Source organism: Chlamydophila parapsittaci (genome assembly GCF_006385615.1).
Lineage (GTDB): Bacteria > Chlamydiota > Chlamydiia > Chlamydiales > Chlamydiaceae > Chlamydia > Chlamydia psittaci.
Map to the genome: position 1 here is coordinate 212010 of NZ_CP041038.1, position 14442 is coordinate 226451.

The following is a 14442-nucleotide window of genomic DNA, read 5'->3' on the forward strand; positions in this document are numbered from 1 at the left end:
TCCACCTTGCCCTAGAGTTTGAGAAAAATTTTCCTTCTCTTGACAACATTTAAAATAGGGAGATACTTGAGTTGTACAAAAGCACAGGAAAGCTTACAATATACTCCGGGGGTGTATAGGTTTCGACTTGGGAATGAAGTGTTAATCGCATGCGGAGGGCGTTGGCTGGCCTCCTAAAAAGCCGACAAAACAATAAATGCCGAACCTAAGGCTGAATGCGAAATTATCAGTTTCTCTGAACTCTCTGAGCAAAGATTAGCTGCTTAATTAGCAAAAGTTGTTATTTAGATAACCTCTAGATAACCCGGTCCTCATGGACTCTACCAGAGGTTTGTGAAGTACCGTCATCTATCTGGTTGGAATCTACCTCCTCTAATTCTCAAGGGGGTTGATTCGAGATTATTGAGAGTCGTTGGTTTCCATAGATGTTCTTAGCTGAGGAAATGCAATGTAGTACCACTAGGGACTAAGCATGTAGAAGTTAGCAGGGAATTCACTAAGGACGAGAGTTCGAGTCTCTCCACCTCCATACTTTTCTAGTTATAGAAAGGCCTGGCCTCCAAGCACGCATTCTTTTTTATCTAAAGAAATACATCATCCTTTGAACTGCACAGTAACTTTAATCAGTATCTATTCGGAAACTTACTTTTTCATTATAGTTCTCAAATAAGTCAAACGCCTGCTGAAACTTGAACAAAGCATGAAAATTTCAGAACACACTGTCTTAATCATCAATCATTGTCATACTCCTACTGGCGAATTAGATCATTATTTTGGCTCCAACAAACAATACGTACTTCAAAACCCTCTATACCGCTCCTGTTTTGAATTATTCCTTAGCTACGTGCCAATTTTCAGTACTTTTACTGGAGTGCGTGCTTTATTAGGGATTGCAAATATTGAAAATGTTTTGCTCATTCCAACAAAAGGTCACAGTACAATATGCTCCATTGGACCTTGTGTGGATATTAATGAAGCTGTGCCCAAGATCCGCAAAAATGCTTGGTTAGAAATTTTGGGAATTAAAGGCTTTGTAGCTATCTTTCAAGCCATTCTTCAGGTTATACGCGTAGTTATTCGCTACTTCAATAAAGTCTGTGGGTGCATATCTCCGGCACGCGCAGTTATGAATTTCGTAAACCGGCCACTCTCTCCTCCAAAATCTGCTCAGGAGGAGCTCCAAGATTTTTTAGGACCTATGCAACTATAAAATAGTTGCAGCCGCAGCAGCAAGTTTAGAGCGCTCCGTACGCGTGAGAAACATATGGCCGTATAAAGATAAGTGATGGAACTTACCGACTAAGTAAGTAAGACCATTGGAATTCTCATCAAAGTACAAACTATCAATTTGCGTAGGGTCCCCAGTTAAAACAATTTTTGTGCCCTTACCTGCACGAGAAATGATTGTTTTAATCTCATGAGGAGTAAGATTTTGTGCTTCATCGATAATCATAAACACCTTTGGCAAAGACCGTCCACGAATATAGGTGAGCGCTTCCATTTCTAATTTTTTAGCCTCAATTAAAGACTGTAAAACTTCGGAAAAATCCCCCATCCCACCAATACTAAAAAGAAATTCCATATTATCGTAGATGGGCTGCATCCAATGAAGAAGCTTTTCTTCCTTAAGACCTGGAAGAAATCCAATATCCTTACCCATAGGGATAATAGGACGACTTACCAATAACTTATTATAATTTCCCTTATCAAATACCTGATACATAGCTGCAGCTAAAGCCAATACGGTTTTCCCAGACCCAGCTTGTCCCATAAGGGTAACTAACTTTATATCGTCTCTTAAAAGAAGATCCAACGCACATTTTTGTTCATTATTTAAAGGTTTTATTCCCCAAATTTTATCTGGAAGAGCTCTCAAAGAAACAATCCTTCCCTCAGTTTCATGATAACGACCAAGGGCAAAATAATTTTCTCCTCCAGAAATGAAAAAATATTCATTAGGCGCTGGAGCGATATCCAAAGGCACATCTAAGTACCCATGTGTATAAAAGTTCTCTACATCCGATGGGGATACAGTTAACTCACGATAACCACGATACAGAGATCTAAAAGAAAATCTCTTATTTTCATAATCTCTAGCTTCTATTCCAAGGGCCTCGGCTCGCACTCTACGTCCCAGACTTTTCGTAACAAAAACCATAGGTTCTCGTTGTGCGATCACTTGAAGAAGTTCTAACGTGAGAAGTTTTCTACGTTTTTCATCATTAGCTAAATTCGCAATAGAAGATACTTCTATACGCAATTCACTGCCATTGGGTAAAGAAATGCCTTCGGCATGATTACCTGACCTTTCAAGTAGTAAACGGATATTGCTCAAAGCTCGCGAAGCATTTTTTGCCGCTTCATCACGATCTTTAGCAAAAGCCTCCAGCTCTTCAATTACAGTAAATGGAATAATGATGCGTGTATTCTCAAACGATGATAGGGCTTCAGGATCATAAATAAACACACTCGTATCAATGACCATTGTCTTCTTCATTCAGCTAACTCCTAACGAAATGGGCTCCAACCCTAATCAAATCATTTTATAACGACAAATATCTTTATTAGTAGAACGATGAAAATACTTAAACAAATACCTGGAGAATCTGCGCCGATGTTGACAAAAATTTATTAGAAACTTCTTGACCCTTTTATATAATTCTAAGTAAAAAAAACTCTATTCTTAATTCTTGCAAAAAGAAAAAACTGCCTGAATCTTTAGGAAGTTAGGTCATGAATTAGCAATCGATATTACGAATTGCTAATTCGATTGTAAAAAAAACAAAGCTTCCCTACAATGACGTTAAGCAATGACAGTAGAGTTCACCATTGGAGGTCGTCATGAAAGTGAAAATTAATGACCAATTGATTTGCATCCCTCCCTACATTTCCGCACGATGGAATCAAATAGCTTTTATCGAATCACAAGAAGGAGAAGTTCAAGGTCGGTCTACCCTCAAGTTGCATTTAATTGATGGAAAGACCATTTCTATACCTAACTTAGATCAGGCGATTATCGATATTGCTTTCCAAGAGCACCTTCTCCACTTAGAATCTTCTCAAATGATGCGCGATGAATCTGGCCGTGAAGACGACAAGCTGGGTATGTTAATCAATACCTTGCAACAATTATCCAAAGATACCGATGTGCAGATATTTGCTCATAAAAGCCTCATATCTCCTCTATTTTCGGGAACGAGTCCAATGGAAATGATCTTACAACATACTCCAGAACATAAGGATCATCCAGACGCTCCTGCGGATATTTTAGAGAAAATGGTGACGGTAATCCGTTCATTAGTAGGAAATAATCAAAACCTATTTCCTAAAGCAGAGCCTCATTGTAATTGCATGCACTGTCAGATTGCTAGAGTTATTAGTGAAGAAGAAGAAGCCACTGTATCCGAACAAGATTTATCTTTTCGCACATGGGATATCAGTCCGACAGGGAACAAATTGTATCTTGTTACCAATCCCCTAAATCCGAATGAGCAATTTAGTGTCTACTTAGGCACACCTATTGGATGTACATGTGGGCAGGTAAATTGTGAACATATTAAAGCTGTTCTCTATACTTAAGGTTCTACCTAATCTCGTTTGGTAAGATAATTGACTTTTTCACTGCAGTCGATATAATTCTTTTTTCTAGGGAGTACTTCCCCTAAAGGACTAGGTCACATCCTTATATCGATTTCTAATGCGAATACACTGTAGGAGTAAAGCATGCGAACGCTATCGATTTCTATGCTTTTGTTTACCATCGGGTCAGGAATAAGTTCAGTAAGCTTGCATGCTGCACCTTCCACATCAAAGACTCCCGCTGCGCAAGTAGACAAGGCTTCCTTTGCTCCATTTACAGGAGAGATTAAAGGAAATCGTGTTCGTCTACGCTTAGCTCCTCATGTTGATAGTTCTATTGTAAAAGAACTATCCAAAGGTGATTATGTCGCTGTAATTGGTGAAAGTAAGGATTACTACATTGTTGCAGCACCCGAAGGTCTAAAAGGTTATGTATTTCGGACGTTTGTTTTAGACAATGTTATTGAAGGCGAACAAGTGAATGTACGTTTAGAGCCTTCAACATCAGCTCCTGTGCTTGCACGATTATCCCGAGGAACAGAAATCCAAGCAACATCCAACCAACCACAAGGAAAGTGGTTAGAGATTGCTTTACCTAACCAATGTGCTTTCTACGTTGCGAAAAACTTTGTTTCTCAGAAAGGCCCTATCGATATTTATAAACATAGACAAGGTCAGAAAAAAATCGCTTTAGACTTGCTAGATTCCGCTATGAATTTTGCTAAAGCAGAGTTACAGAAACCATTAGATGCGGTTGATCTAGAAGCTATTTATAAAAAGATTAACCTTATACAATCTGAAGAATTTAATGATGTCCCAGGTCTACAACCTCTAATACAAAAAGCTTTAGAGGAAATTCAAGATACTTACCTATCGAAGTCATTAACAAATCAAGATAATACGATAGGGAAACAACAAGTGTCCAACTCTTCTAATGTTGTTGACAGTATCGAGAAACCTACAACAGGATCGTTGTTATCTCGACATATCCGTAAGCAAACAACAATAAAAACTTCTCCAAAAACTCAAGGAAGAGAAAGCCTAGAATTGTCGTTGTTTAAAATTTGGGCGAGCATGCAACCCCAAGAAAACGCTAAAAAGCTTACTCAAGAAGCCTTCTATGAGGAAGAGAAAAAGAAAAAGCAAACTTTTGTTGGTGAGCTTGAAATTTATCCTCATGTCGTAAAAAACAATCCCGGGGATTTTTTACTTAAAGACAAAGAAAACACTATAGCATTCGTCTATGCAACAAAAATAGACTTAGAAAAATGGTTAGGAAAGAGAGTTTCTGTGGAATGCCTCCCTCGCCCAAACAACCATTTTGCTTTCCCTGCTTATTACATAATTAACATCAAAGAAATAGCTTCTTAAATTATTCGTCCGTACTCTCTTTTATATCTTCCAGTATCCAGCATGCAGGACAATTTAGAAGTAGAGTATCTTCTTTGATTCTATAGTACTTAATGCGTTGAGTCCCCTGGTCGTCTTTACTTGTATAGACAAGATGCATGCATCCTTGTCTGTCTAGATACGCACTAGGGTCTACGCTATAACCAGAGTCAATAAGCTTAGGATGATTCCAAGTTATTCCCTCATTATATGATGAGAAGCATGTAAGCCTCTCTCCTGCACGAGCACTATTCGCAAAAAGGTACAGTTTGCCATTTCTCCCGGATTGAACAGCAATACTATTGTCATAGCTGCGCCAGGGAAGGTTCTTGAGTTTTGACCAAGAGCTTCCTTGATTTGTCGATACAGCCATACAAATATAACTCTCTTCTACAGAAGCATTCCTAAAAAACAATGCGAGCTTATTCGACGTGAATTTTACAATTGCAGGTTCTATAGGAACTTGATTTCGCGAACCTCCTAAAATCGGACCCATACGTCCTTCCCAAGATTTAGAAAAGAAATTATAGATTTCAACCCAAGAGTCCCCTATCACCGCCTGACCAGGAATTTCATAAACATTGTACGAGGGAATGTATACGCGATTTCTTATCCTATCAACGTATGGAGGATTTCTAGTTGTTCCTTCTATTCCTGGAGGCAAGAGTCTATGCTCCAACCAATGAAATCCTGAATTAAAAGAAAAAGCTACATAAGGTTGACTTCTACTCTCTCCAACCTGTTGCTTTCTATAAAACAGCCAAATTTCTTGAGAGCTAATTCTTACTAATACAGGGTGGGAAAATAGGCCGGACTCTTGAGGAAAAATTTCATAAGGCTCTGACCATATCCCCAGGTCACAACGCCTTCCTATCAACTTATTGCTGTCGCAATCTTGCCAAACAACAAGAAGACGTCCCGAAGTCTCTACAATTGTCGACATTCCTGAAGTCCTGTTGTCAGAAGATAGCCAGAGCTCCTCACAGGGCTTATAAGTTTCTCCTGCATGTACAACCGCAGGAGAAAAGAATATTAAACAAATCCAGCCCTTCCACATAACTGCAACCTAAAAATAGAAAATAGGCAGCATGTTATAAAAATTTTAGAGTTTTTGTAATGGGTAAAAATACGTCATCTCTAAAACTGCTAATACACAGAAGGGAAATCTGTTTTCCCTCTGAAAACACGATAAATATACACACCATAGGCAGCTATAAACGGCAAACCAACCAGTACAATGACTAATAGGCTTTGCAAAGTTTTTGTGCTTGCTGCTGCATTATAAATCGTATAGCTATTCTCAGGGTCTACTGTAGAAAATAAGATATTTGGGAAAACCAAAGTTACAGCAGATAATATTAAAAGCAGTAAATTCAGCGAAGAATAGAGAAAAGCACAGCCATAACGTTCTCGAGATATGCAAGTTTTAGTTGCAAAGCAACAACCTAAAGTCATAGCCAATAAAAGTGTCAACAGAGGATATGTAGGGACACCAGCAAAACTACCTACTTGGAAAGAGTTCCCTTGTACTTGCGGTATCATGGCAAGTGTAGTACTAATTAACAGTAGATAAACAACTAAAAATGCTGACAAAACATAAGGAAAGCGTTTAATAATCCGCTGTTGTAATTCACCGGTAGTTTTCATTAAAACAAAAGTTACCCCATGAATTGCAAAAGCACAAACAACAAGAGCTCCACACAACAACGTATAGGGGCGGAAAAAGAGTATCCAAGATAATGAAGAATACGGAGTTGTAGGAGATATAGGCAATCCTAAGACCATATTCCCTACTATAACACCTAGGAAAAAGCTAATCATTATTCCGGATATGCAGAAAGTAACATCCCAAAAAGATTTCCATTTTGCTGACTCAGTCTTACTACGAAACTCTAAAGAACATCCCCGAAAGATATAAAGCAAAACTAAAGTCCATATTGGCATATAGAAAATAGATAGCAATGCACCATAAGCGGGGGGAAATCCTGCAAAAAGTCCGCCAAAAATAATAATCAGCCAGACCTCATTACCGTCCCAAATGGGTCCTATAGAGTTAAGTAATACGCGTCGTTCTTCATCTCCACGAGAGGTGAAATAGATTGTGCTCAAACCTAAATCAAAACCATCTCCTAGAGAATAAGCAAATACTGCAACCACTAGTATAGCGTACCAAGCTATTGGCAACATCGAAGTTAATGAAAATTCCATGATTATACTTCCACCTCATTAAGATCGTTTTGGTCTGGTCCTCGTTGTATTTTTTTACATAAAAGAAAGAGAAATAAAGATAAGAGACAAACAAACACCAAACTAAATAAAATCAGAGACTGCATAACCTGTTCTCCGCGGATTATAGGAGAAACAGCGTCCTTAGTTTTTAATAAGCCATAAACAACCCAGGGTTGTCTTCCCATTTCTGCAGCAAACCAGCCCACTTCATTACAGACCTCGGGGCAAAGAACAGAAAATGAAAGTATGGATAAGAAGAACGGTCTTAATGCCCAACGTTTTTTCTTATAGGCAAACCATGAAATGACCGCCAAAATCACCATAAGTCCCCATAGCATTACCATAAGATGGTAAAATTGGAATACCAGTTGCACGTTAGGCCACTCATCTTGTGGAATTTGATCTAAACCTGTAACCGGAGTCTTAGGATTTCTATGCACTAAGAATGAAAGACCTCCAGGAATAGGTAAGCCTATAACTTTTTGGTTTTTTACATCTACGTAACCAAACAAATAGATTGGGCTGTATTCTTCAGTTTTAAATATACCTTCAAAAGCAGCTAATTTTGCAGGTTGCGTCTTCGCAACACCACGTGCTGTAACATCTGCAGACCACAACTGCAAAATGAGCACGATAATACCAGTCAAGGCACCCAATTTTAATCCCTTAAGAGCAAATTCTACGTGGCGTTGTTTACGCAAATAATACGCACTTACGCTAATCACTAGGAAAATACCCGAAAGCCACGTGCCCAATACCACATGAATATAGCGATTTATACTTGAAGGTGAGAAGACTACTTGCCAAAATGAAGTCATCACAGGAACAAGCTGTCCGTTATGCATGGCCATTTCATAACCTGAAGGCGTTTGCATCCAAGAGTTAGCACACACTATCCAGAAAGCACTCATATGAGCTCCTAAAGCGACCATACACGTAGCGAAAAAGTGCATTTTCTTAGAAACTTTATGACGTCCAAATAGCAATACGCCTAAAAAGCCAGACTCTAAGAAAAAAGCGAAAATACCCTCACTTCCTAAAAGTGTTCCAAACACGTTCCCTGTATATTCAGAAAACCTCGACCAATTAGATCCAAAGGAAAAAATTTGCATGATTCCAGTGACAACGCCAACAACAAATGTTATTGCAAATACGCCAATCCAAAACCACGTCATTTGTTTATAGATATTCTTCTTCGTAACTAGATACAAGCCCTCCATTAGGACAAGCATCATACTGAGACCCATGCTCAAAGGAACAAACAGGTAATGAAATGCAATAAATAAACCAAACTGTATTCTAGATAAAATTACTGTATCCATCATGTCCGCCAGAAATCCGAGAACAAATAAAAAACCTGTAATGTGAAGTATATAACAAACTATTGCAACTATAAAATACTTTGCTGTTAACCTTTTTCTCTATATGCTACAGTAGTATATTACCTTCTTTTAGAAAGCAGTCCATTGCCATTAAGGTGAGAATCTCTTCGAGTATTCTTAAGAAACTAGTAAAACTATGCCCATAGATATTACTTACTATACAACGCCCTTATTAGAGATTGTTCTGATTTGGGTAATGTTAAATTATCTGTTAAAGTTCTTTTGGGGAACTCGAGCCATGGACGTTGTCTTTGGTTTGCTAGCTTTTCTATTTCTCTTTGTTCTCGCAGACAAGCTACATTTTCCTATTATCCGACGATTGATGCTCCATGTCGTTAATGTTGCTGCCATTGTCGTTTTTATTATTTTCCAGCCAGAAATCCGACTGGCTTTATCTCGTGTACGCTTTCATGGACGAAAGTTTGTTATTGATTTACAGGATCAATTTATTGAGCATCTAACTTCCTGCATTTATCAAATGTCTGAGAGACAAATTGGCGCTCTTGTTGTTCTTGAAAATAAAGATTCTTTCGATGAATTCTTAAGCTTTTCTTCCGTAAAAATTAATGCAGACTTTTCAGAAGAGCTTCTAGAAACAATTTTCGAACCTTCTTCTCCTCTGCATGATGGAGCTGTAATCCTCAGAGCAGAAACCATAGCCTATGCTCGTGTTGTTCTTCCCCTAGCCCAAGATACAACACAGTTATCTCGTTCTATGGGGACCCGTCATCGTGCAGCTTTAGGAGCTAGTCAACGTACCGATGCATTGATCATCATTGTCTCTGAAGAGAATGGTTATGTATCACTATCCCGCGATGGAATTTTGACTCGCGGAGTCAAGATGGATAGATTCAAAGCTGTGCTAAGAAGCATCCTTACTCTGAAAGAACAAAAACATAAACCCTTTAGCTCATGGATTTGGAAAAAATGATCGATTTCTTTTCTCGTTTTTTCATTCGTAATTGGCTGAGAAAGGTGGTGTCTTTGGGCTTTGCCATCATCATTTGGGTGCTCGTCGGGCAAACAGTAACTGTTACCCGAACGTTAAATAATATTCCTGTGCGTATTATTGACCTCAATCCAGATCAAACTGTATTAGGATTACAAAGTAACGGGTTATTAGATAAAAAAGTCTCTTTAACGATTACAGGGAATAAAAATACAGTTCATGATCTTCGTCCCACAAACTTGGAAGTCGTTATTAGTGCTACAGGACATTCAGAAAGCTGGATAGCAGCTATTGACAAGTACAATCTTGTCAGTCTTGATGGTGAAACTAATATCCGTAGAGATATTCAAAGTGTTTCTGCTGATGATATTTTTATTCGCCTTACACAATATGTCACCGAGGATATTACAGTAACGATTACGACTCCTGTAGGTAGTCCCCCTAAAGGTTACGAATACTTGGATGTTTGGCCAAAATATCTGATTCAAAAAGTTAGCGGTCCTAAAGAGTATGTCAACGCTCTTAAAGATCAAGGACTGGAACTCACGTTTAATCTCAATAAGGTATCTTTTGAAGAATTAGAAAGAAATCGTATTGCTCAAGGGAATCATGATGAAATTATCTTTCCTATTCCTGAGGAATGGAAAAAAATTCTCATCCCATTTGGGAATACAAATACATATGAGAACCTAAACGATCCTCAAGCAGATTTTTTACGTCTATTATTTTTAAAACAGGAATTTATTCCTCTAAATCTTAATCTCCCTGTTTTGCTTTTCTTCCCTGTGAAGTACAGCAACACTTTCAATCCTTTAGCCTATACTTTAGAACCTTCCCATCCAATTATTCTGAATCAGGGCATTTATCAAATTAATATCCCTCTTTATGTGAAAGACGTAAGTAAGCTTTTCTTAGATGTCGTAAAGAATAACATTGCTTTAGCCGTTGTTATGGCGCCCCCACATGAGAATAACTCTGTAAATTGGGCTGTAGAGTTTATAGATGAAAAGACTCTCGAGGATACCTTTGTTCAAGCAATCATGGCACAAGAACATGGAATTCTTCATGATTTCGCTTTGATTGATGAAACAGGAATACGTCATCGCTTCCGTGAATATCTAAGAAAACTTACCTTATTTGGCAAAGATGGATTTCCATTAAATCTTTCTGCAGAGATTTCTCATAATAAGGTGATTATTCGTTCAAAACCTACAGAAACCTCAAAGCTACATAAAAAGGATTGGTAGGAATTTCATTATATCTACCTCTTGAGATTTATAACTAACAGCTTAAATAAGCATAAAAATTATAAAAACAGTTGTCAGAGTTATTGAGACTATTATAGTGTCAATGCGAACGGCTCATTTAACTACTAAAAGAGCGTAATTTTTCATAAATAAAGAGACAGCGTTCTCACTTACCCCCAACCTCTTATTACGCTGTGTAGAGTAGGGATCCTAAATTATGTTGCGTCGTGCTAAGCAAAGCTTTGTAGACTTTTTCGTTTACTATCTAGGAATAACTGTAATCGGTATTTTCAAACATATTCCTCGTTCTTTGTTACATCGCTTAGGAAAAGCTCTAGGAACTCTCGTTTTTTATACTATCTCGGACTATAGAAAAACGGCTCTTACCAATTTAGCATTAGCTTTCCCTGATAAATCTTTTAAAGAAAGACAATCCATTGCTAAGCATTCGATACAACATGTAATGATTACTGTTTTAGAATTGTTAGCAGTAGAAGGCCTCATTAGTCATCTTAATGATTTAATTTCCATAGCTACAGCAGAATCGCATCCTGAAGGATTTTCTTCGGACGAAGTGCTCACACACAAAGAATTACAAGATACCTTTTCTAAGCTCGATGAAAATGAAGGAGTTATCTTGTTTTGTGGCCACCAAGCAAACTGGGAACTGCCTTTTCTTTATATTACGAGAGACTATCCAGGTCTAGCCTTTGCTAAACCTATAAAAAACGCCCGGTTAAATAAAAAAATTTTTTCATTGAGGGAAATCTTTAAAGGGAAAATTGTTGCTCCGAAACAAGGAATCAATACTGCTCTTCAAGCCTTACAACAAGGGTATGTTATCGGCATCGTCGGTGATCAAGCATTACTGATCTCTTCTTATACTTATCCACTCTTCGGGCATGAAGCATTTACAACAACATCTCCCGCTTTACTCGCATATAAAACAGGCAAGCCTGTGATCGCCATATCCATATGCCGGAATAAAAACGGCTATACTATTGTTCCTAGCAAAAAGCTCTATGCTGATAAATCTCTTCCTATCAAAGATGCCACAACATCACTTATGAACAAGCTCATGAGTTTCTTAGAAACAGGCATAGCTCATAAGCCACAGCAATGGATGTGGATGCATAAACGATGGAAACGTAAACTGCACAAGGGGTTAAAAAAGAAATATGCCTATAGTCACATACTCGTTATTGTCAACTCTGGGGATCTTGATCACCTCGGACAATTTCTTTCTGACCTAGAGCGACTCTACTCAGGAGCTGCGTTAACATTAGCCTTATATAACCCGACTAAAGAAAAGATTTTTACCTCGAACCTACACCAATATACTATAAAAGAGTTTTCACATCTTGAAACTCTCTATGCTCTTCCCAATAGCTTTCCCGCTGTATTTGATTTAGCAGACCTTCCAGGACGCCTGCATAAGCATTTTAAGAAAACGGGATCAGTGGCTCTGTACACCCGAAAAGCATTAGAAAAGAAAATCTCCCAACCTACAGCTCCCTTAATTACAGCACTCAAGAAGTTTTCAAAAAATTCTTAACTTCCAAAAGAGTTTTTTTGCTTTTTTTTTTGATTTGCCCCAGAATGCTTTCGGTATTTTATAAATAAAAAGAATTTTATGTGCTTAACAGACTGTTTGGGATCCTCATTTGAATGTACTCTCAACTGCATCTGCAGTTGTCAAAACTCTCAGAATAATAAACGCGTTACAGCACTAATCTCCGCATTAGTCCTTGCAATATTAGCAATAACAGCTGTTGTTATTTTCTCATTAATATGCGCTGGTACGATTCATGTTCCTGAAACCCTTTGGGGAATCAGCAAGTACATCCTAACACCGATACTCCTCGCAATCGCCTTGGTAACGGCTTCGTTATCAGCAGGATGCTTCAAAGCAAGAAACCGCTTTTTATCTGCATAATCCTACGAGCATCAGCTTATTTAGCTGATGCTGAGACGATGTCATTAACTGTTGTCAATGTCAGATTATTGGTATCTTTCATTTGTGCTCCGCGACTTAACACTAAAACTTTATCGTAATTTGATAAAATTCCTCTTTCGATACCATAGACACAAGCTTGATGTCTCCAGACTGTACGATCCGACTCTTCGGTAAGCATAGGGTATACCCCCCACTCTAAAGCAAGTCGGTAGTATACAGACAGGTTTGGTGTAACAGCAATGATGGGGAAGCGTGGACGATACTTAGAAAGGAAAATCGGAGAGCCTCCAGATTCTGTATACACGATAATGGCTTTGGCTGCTGCCTTCTCAGCAATTTGAATTCCTGACAGCCCTATAGACTGAAGATAAGGAGATACCTTAACAGCACTCTCACTATCATTAATCTCTAGGAAAGACATGTAATTGAGGTTTTTTTCCGTTTCTTGAATTACAGAACGCATGATTTTCACAGCAGCTATAGGATGACTACCTGAAGCTGTTTCTCCTGATAGCATCACTGCAGATGTCCCATCATAAATAGCGTTCGCTATATCAGAAACCTCTGCACGCGTTGGCAATACATTGCGAATCATAGATTCTAACATCTGTGTAGCAGTAATACAAAAACGCCCTGTTTCACGAGAGACTTTTGCCATAAATTTTTGCAAACTAGGAACTTCCACAACAGACAGCTCGATTCCTAAATCCCCACGGGCAATCATAATCCCATCTGCAACTTTGGCAATCTGCGGGAAATTTTCTACACCTAGGCGATTTTCTATCTTAGCAATAATCGGCATATCCTCACGCCCACAATCTGCTAAGCACTTGCGCATACTCTCGATATCTTCAGCACAACGAACAAAGGAAGCCGCAATCACATCGACACCCTGATCTACTCCAAATTTAAGATCATGGATATCCTTATCGGTCATAAAAGGAAGAGCTAAATCAATTTCTCTGATACTTAAAGACTTATGAGACTTCAACTCTCCAGAATTAATAAATTCTAACTCTAACCAATCGTCACCAACAGAAGTGATAACAGCTTGGAGATACCCATCGTCTATCAAAACTTCAGTACCTTCACGAACAAAAGGGAAGACACATTGAGGATGTAAAGTGACTCCTCCTTCGAGCGATCCCTCGATCTCTTTCTCTACTAAAGTGATTTTCTGGCCTCGTGCTACCTTAATTGGCGTGGGAATCTTTCCTAAGCGAATTTCTGGACCTTTAGTGTCCAACATAATCGCTAAAGGGGCTCCTTTTTTCTCTCGCAACTCTTTAAGAAGATTTATTGTCTGACCATGACTTTCATGAGTACCATGACTAAAGTTTAACCTGGCGACGTTCATACCCGCGTCTAAAAGCCTCTCAAGCATTTCCGGAGTATTTGTTGCCGGACCTATAGTACAAATGATTTTCGTTCTTGCGATCATACTTCCCTAATTTATCAAACCAATCAAAAACTTTTTTTATCTTATAGCGAACATTCTTCTCTACTCAAGACACGATACATGATTTTATCTTAATTTGTACGTTGAAATCCCCAACTAAATACTATTTTATAGAATATATCGCGCATTCCTATCCTTGAATCAGGTAAAATGAAGGCTTGGATTTTTTTCTTTCTATAAAGTTAAAAGTAAATCAAACTAGTTTCTACTAAGTAGTTATAATTATCCATGTAGAAAATTTCTTCTTATTT

At 38.3% G+C, this 14442-nt stretch carries 12 protein-coding genes and 1 other RNA gene; 8 read left to right on the forward strand and 5 right to left on the reverse strand.

All coding sequences use genetic code 11. The features are described from left to right. Positions 1–107: 107 nt before the first annotated feature. Positions 108–532, forward strand: a transfer-messenger RNA (tmRNA) gene (ssrA, locus tag FI836_RS00885). A gap of 168 nt (positions 533–700) precedes the next feature. Next, on the forward strand, positions 701–1210 hold the full coding sequence (locus FI836_RS00890; protein WP_006343331.1) for a hypothetical protein: 510 nt from the start codon (positions 701–703) through the stop codon (positions 1208–1210). Here FI836_RS00890 and FI836_RS00895 read toward each other — a convergent pair. Next, positions 1205–2497: a PhoH family protein gene (locus FI836_RS00895; protein ID WP_014943913.1), complete on the reverse strand. Its 1293-nt coding sequence runs from the start codon at positions 2495–2497 to the stop codon at positions 1205–1207. The genes FI836_RS00890 and FI836_RS00895 overlap by 6 nt on opposite strands. Positions 2498–2841: 344 nt before the next feature. Here FI836_RS00895 and FI836_RS00900 point away from each other — a divergent pair, with 344 nt between their 5' ends. Next, complete coding sequence (locus FI836_RS00900; protein WP_006343333.1) at positions 2842–3579, forward strand: hypothetical protein; 738 nt, start codon at positions 2842–2844, stop codon at positions 3577–3579. Between the two features lie 144 nt (positions 3580–3723). Continuing rightward, on the forward strand, positions 3724–4950 hold the full coding sequence (locus FI836_RS00905; protein WP_006343334.1) for an SH3 domain-containing protein: 1227 nt from the start codon (positions 3724–3726) through the stop codon (positions 4948–4950). A 1-nt stretch (position 4951) separates the two neighbouring features. On the opposite strand, the gene FI836_RS00910 is transcribed toward FI836_RS00905, so the two are convergent. The 3 genes from FI836_RS00910 to FI836_RS00920 all read right to left on the reverse strand — a co-directional run bounded on the left by FI836_RS00910 (position 4952) and on the right by FI836_RS00920 (position 8519). After that, positions 4952–6025, reverse strand: coding sequence for an exo-alpha-sialidase (locus tag FI836_RS00910; RefSeq protein WP_006343335.1), 1074 nt, complete (start codon positions 6023–6025; stop codon positions 4952–4954). An 89-nt stretch (positions 6026–6114) separates the two neighbouring features. Continuing rightward, a complete protein-coding gene (gene cydB / locus FI836_RS00915) occupies positions 6115–7176 on the reverse strand; it encodes a cytochrome d ubiquinol oxidase subunit II (protein WP_006343336.1) in 1062 nt (353 codons plus the stop codon). Between the two features lie 2 nt (positions 7177–7178). Further along, positions 7179–8519: a cytochrome ubiquinol oxidase subunit I gene (locus tag FI836_RS00920; RefSeq protein ID WP_006343337.1), complete on the reverse strand. Its 1341-nt coding sequence runs from the start codon at positions 8517–8519 to the stop codon at positions 7179–7181. A gap of 196 nt (positions 8520–8715) precedes the next feature. On the opposite strand from FI836_RS00920, the gene cdaA reads away from it, so the two are divergent. The 4 genes from cdaA to FI836_RS00940 all read left to right on the forward strand — a co-directional run bounded on the left by cdaA (position 8716) and on the right by FI836_RS00940 (position 12711). Continuing rightward, complete coding sequence (cdaA, locus tag FI836_RS00925; protein WP_006343338.1) at positions 8716–9510, forward strand: diadenylate cyclase CdaA; 795 nt, start codon at positions 8716–8718, stop codon at positions 9508–9510. Then, positions 9492–10775 (forward strand): CdaR family protein, encoded by a 1284-nt coding sequence (locus FI836_RS00930; protein WP_013462699.1) that lies wholly within the window; start codon positions 9492–9494, stop codon positions 10773–10775. The genes cdaA and FI836_RS00930 overlap by 19 nt, the downstream gene beginning before the upstream one ends. A gap of 217 nt (positions 10776–10992) precedes the next feature. Continuing rightward, positions 10993–12330 (forward strand): LpxL/LpxP family acyltransferase, encoded by a 1338-nt coding sequence (locus FI836_RS00935; protein ID WP_013462700.1) that lies wholly within the window; start codon positions 10993–10995, stop codon positions 12328–12330. A gap of 78 nt (positions 12331–12408) precedes the next feature. Beyond that, positions 12409–12711, forward strand: a complete 303-nt coding sequence (locus tag FI836_RS00940; RefSeq protein ID WP_013747384.1) for a hypothetical protein — start codon at positions 12409–12411, stop codon at positions 12709–12711. A gap of 16 nt (positions 12712–12727) precedes the next feature. Here FI836_RS00940 and pyk read toward each other — a convergent pair whose 3' ends face one another. Continuing rightward, positions 12728–14173 carry a pyruvate kinase gene (gene pyk, locus FI836_RS00945; RefSeq protein ID WP_006343341.1) on the reverse strand — a complete coding sequence of 482 codons (1446 nt, stop codon included), beginning with the start codon at positions 14171–14173 and terminating at the stop codon, positions 12728–12730. Positions 14174–14442: the final 269 nt, after the last annotated feature.

Excerpts from the sequence above, each read along its gene's own strand:
- FI836_RS00890 (WP_006343331.1), top strand. The coding sequence starts at position 701 with ATGAAAATTTCAGAACACACTGTCTTAATCATCAATCATTGTCATACT.
- FI836_RS00895 (WP_014943913.1), bottom strand. The coding sequence starts at position 2,497 with ATGAAGAAGACAATGGTCATTGATACGAGTGTGTTTATTTATGATCCT.
- FI836_RS00900 (WP_006343333.1), top strand. The coding sequence starts at position 2,842 with ATGAAAGTGAAAATTAATGACCAATTGATTTGCATCCCTCCCTACATT.
- FI836_RS00905 (WP_006343334.1), top strand. The coding sequence starts at position 3,724 with ATGCGAACGCTATCGATTTCTATGCTTTTGTTTACCATCGGGTCAGGA.
- FI836_RS00910 (WP_006343335.1), bottom strand. The coding sequence starts at position 6,025 with ATGTGGAAGGGCTGGATTTGTTTAATATTCTTTTCTCCTGCGGTTGTA.
- cydB (WP_006343336.1), bottom strand. The coding sequence starts at position 7,176 with ATGGAATTTTCATTAACTTCGATGTTGCCAATAGCTTGGTACGCTATA.
- FI836_RS00920 (WP_006343337.1), bottom strand. The coding sequence starts at position 8,519 with ATGGATACAGTAATTTTATCTAGAATACAGTTTGGTTTATTTATTGCA.
- cdaA (WP_006343338.1), top strand. The coding sequence starts at position 8,716 with ATGCCCATAGATATTACTTACTATACAACGCCCTTATTAGAGATTGTT.
- FI836_RS00930 (WP_013462699.1), top strand. The coding sequence starts at position 9,492 with ATGGATTTGGAAAAAATGATCGATTTCTTTTCTCGTTTTTTCATTCGT.
- FI836_RS00935 (WP_013462700.1), top strand. The coding sequence starts at position 10,993 with ATGTTGCGTCGTGCTAAGCAAAGCTTTGTAGACTTTTTCGTTTACTAT.
- FI836_RS00940 (WP_013747384.1), top strand. The coding sequence starts at position 12,409 with ATGTGCTTAACAGACTGTTTGGGATCCTCATTTGAATGTACTCTCAAC.
- pyk (WP_006343341.1), bottom strand. The coding sequence starts at position 14,173 with ATGATCGCAAGAACGAAAATCATTTGTACTATAGGTCCGGCAACAAAT.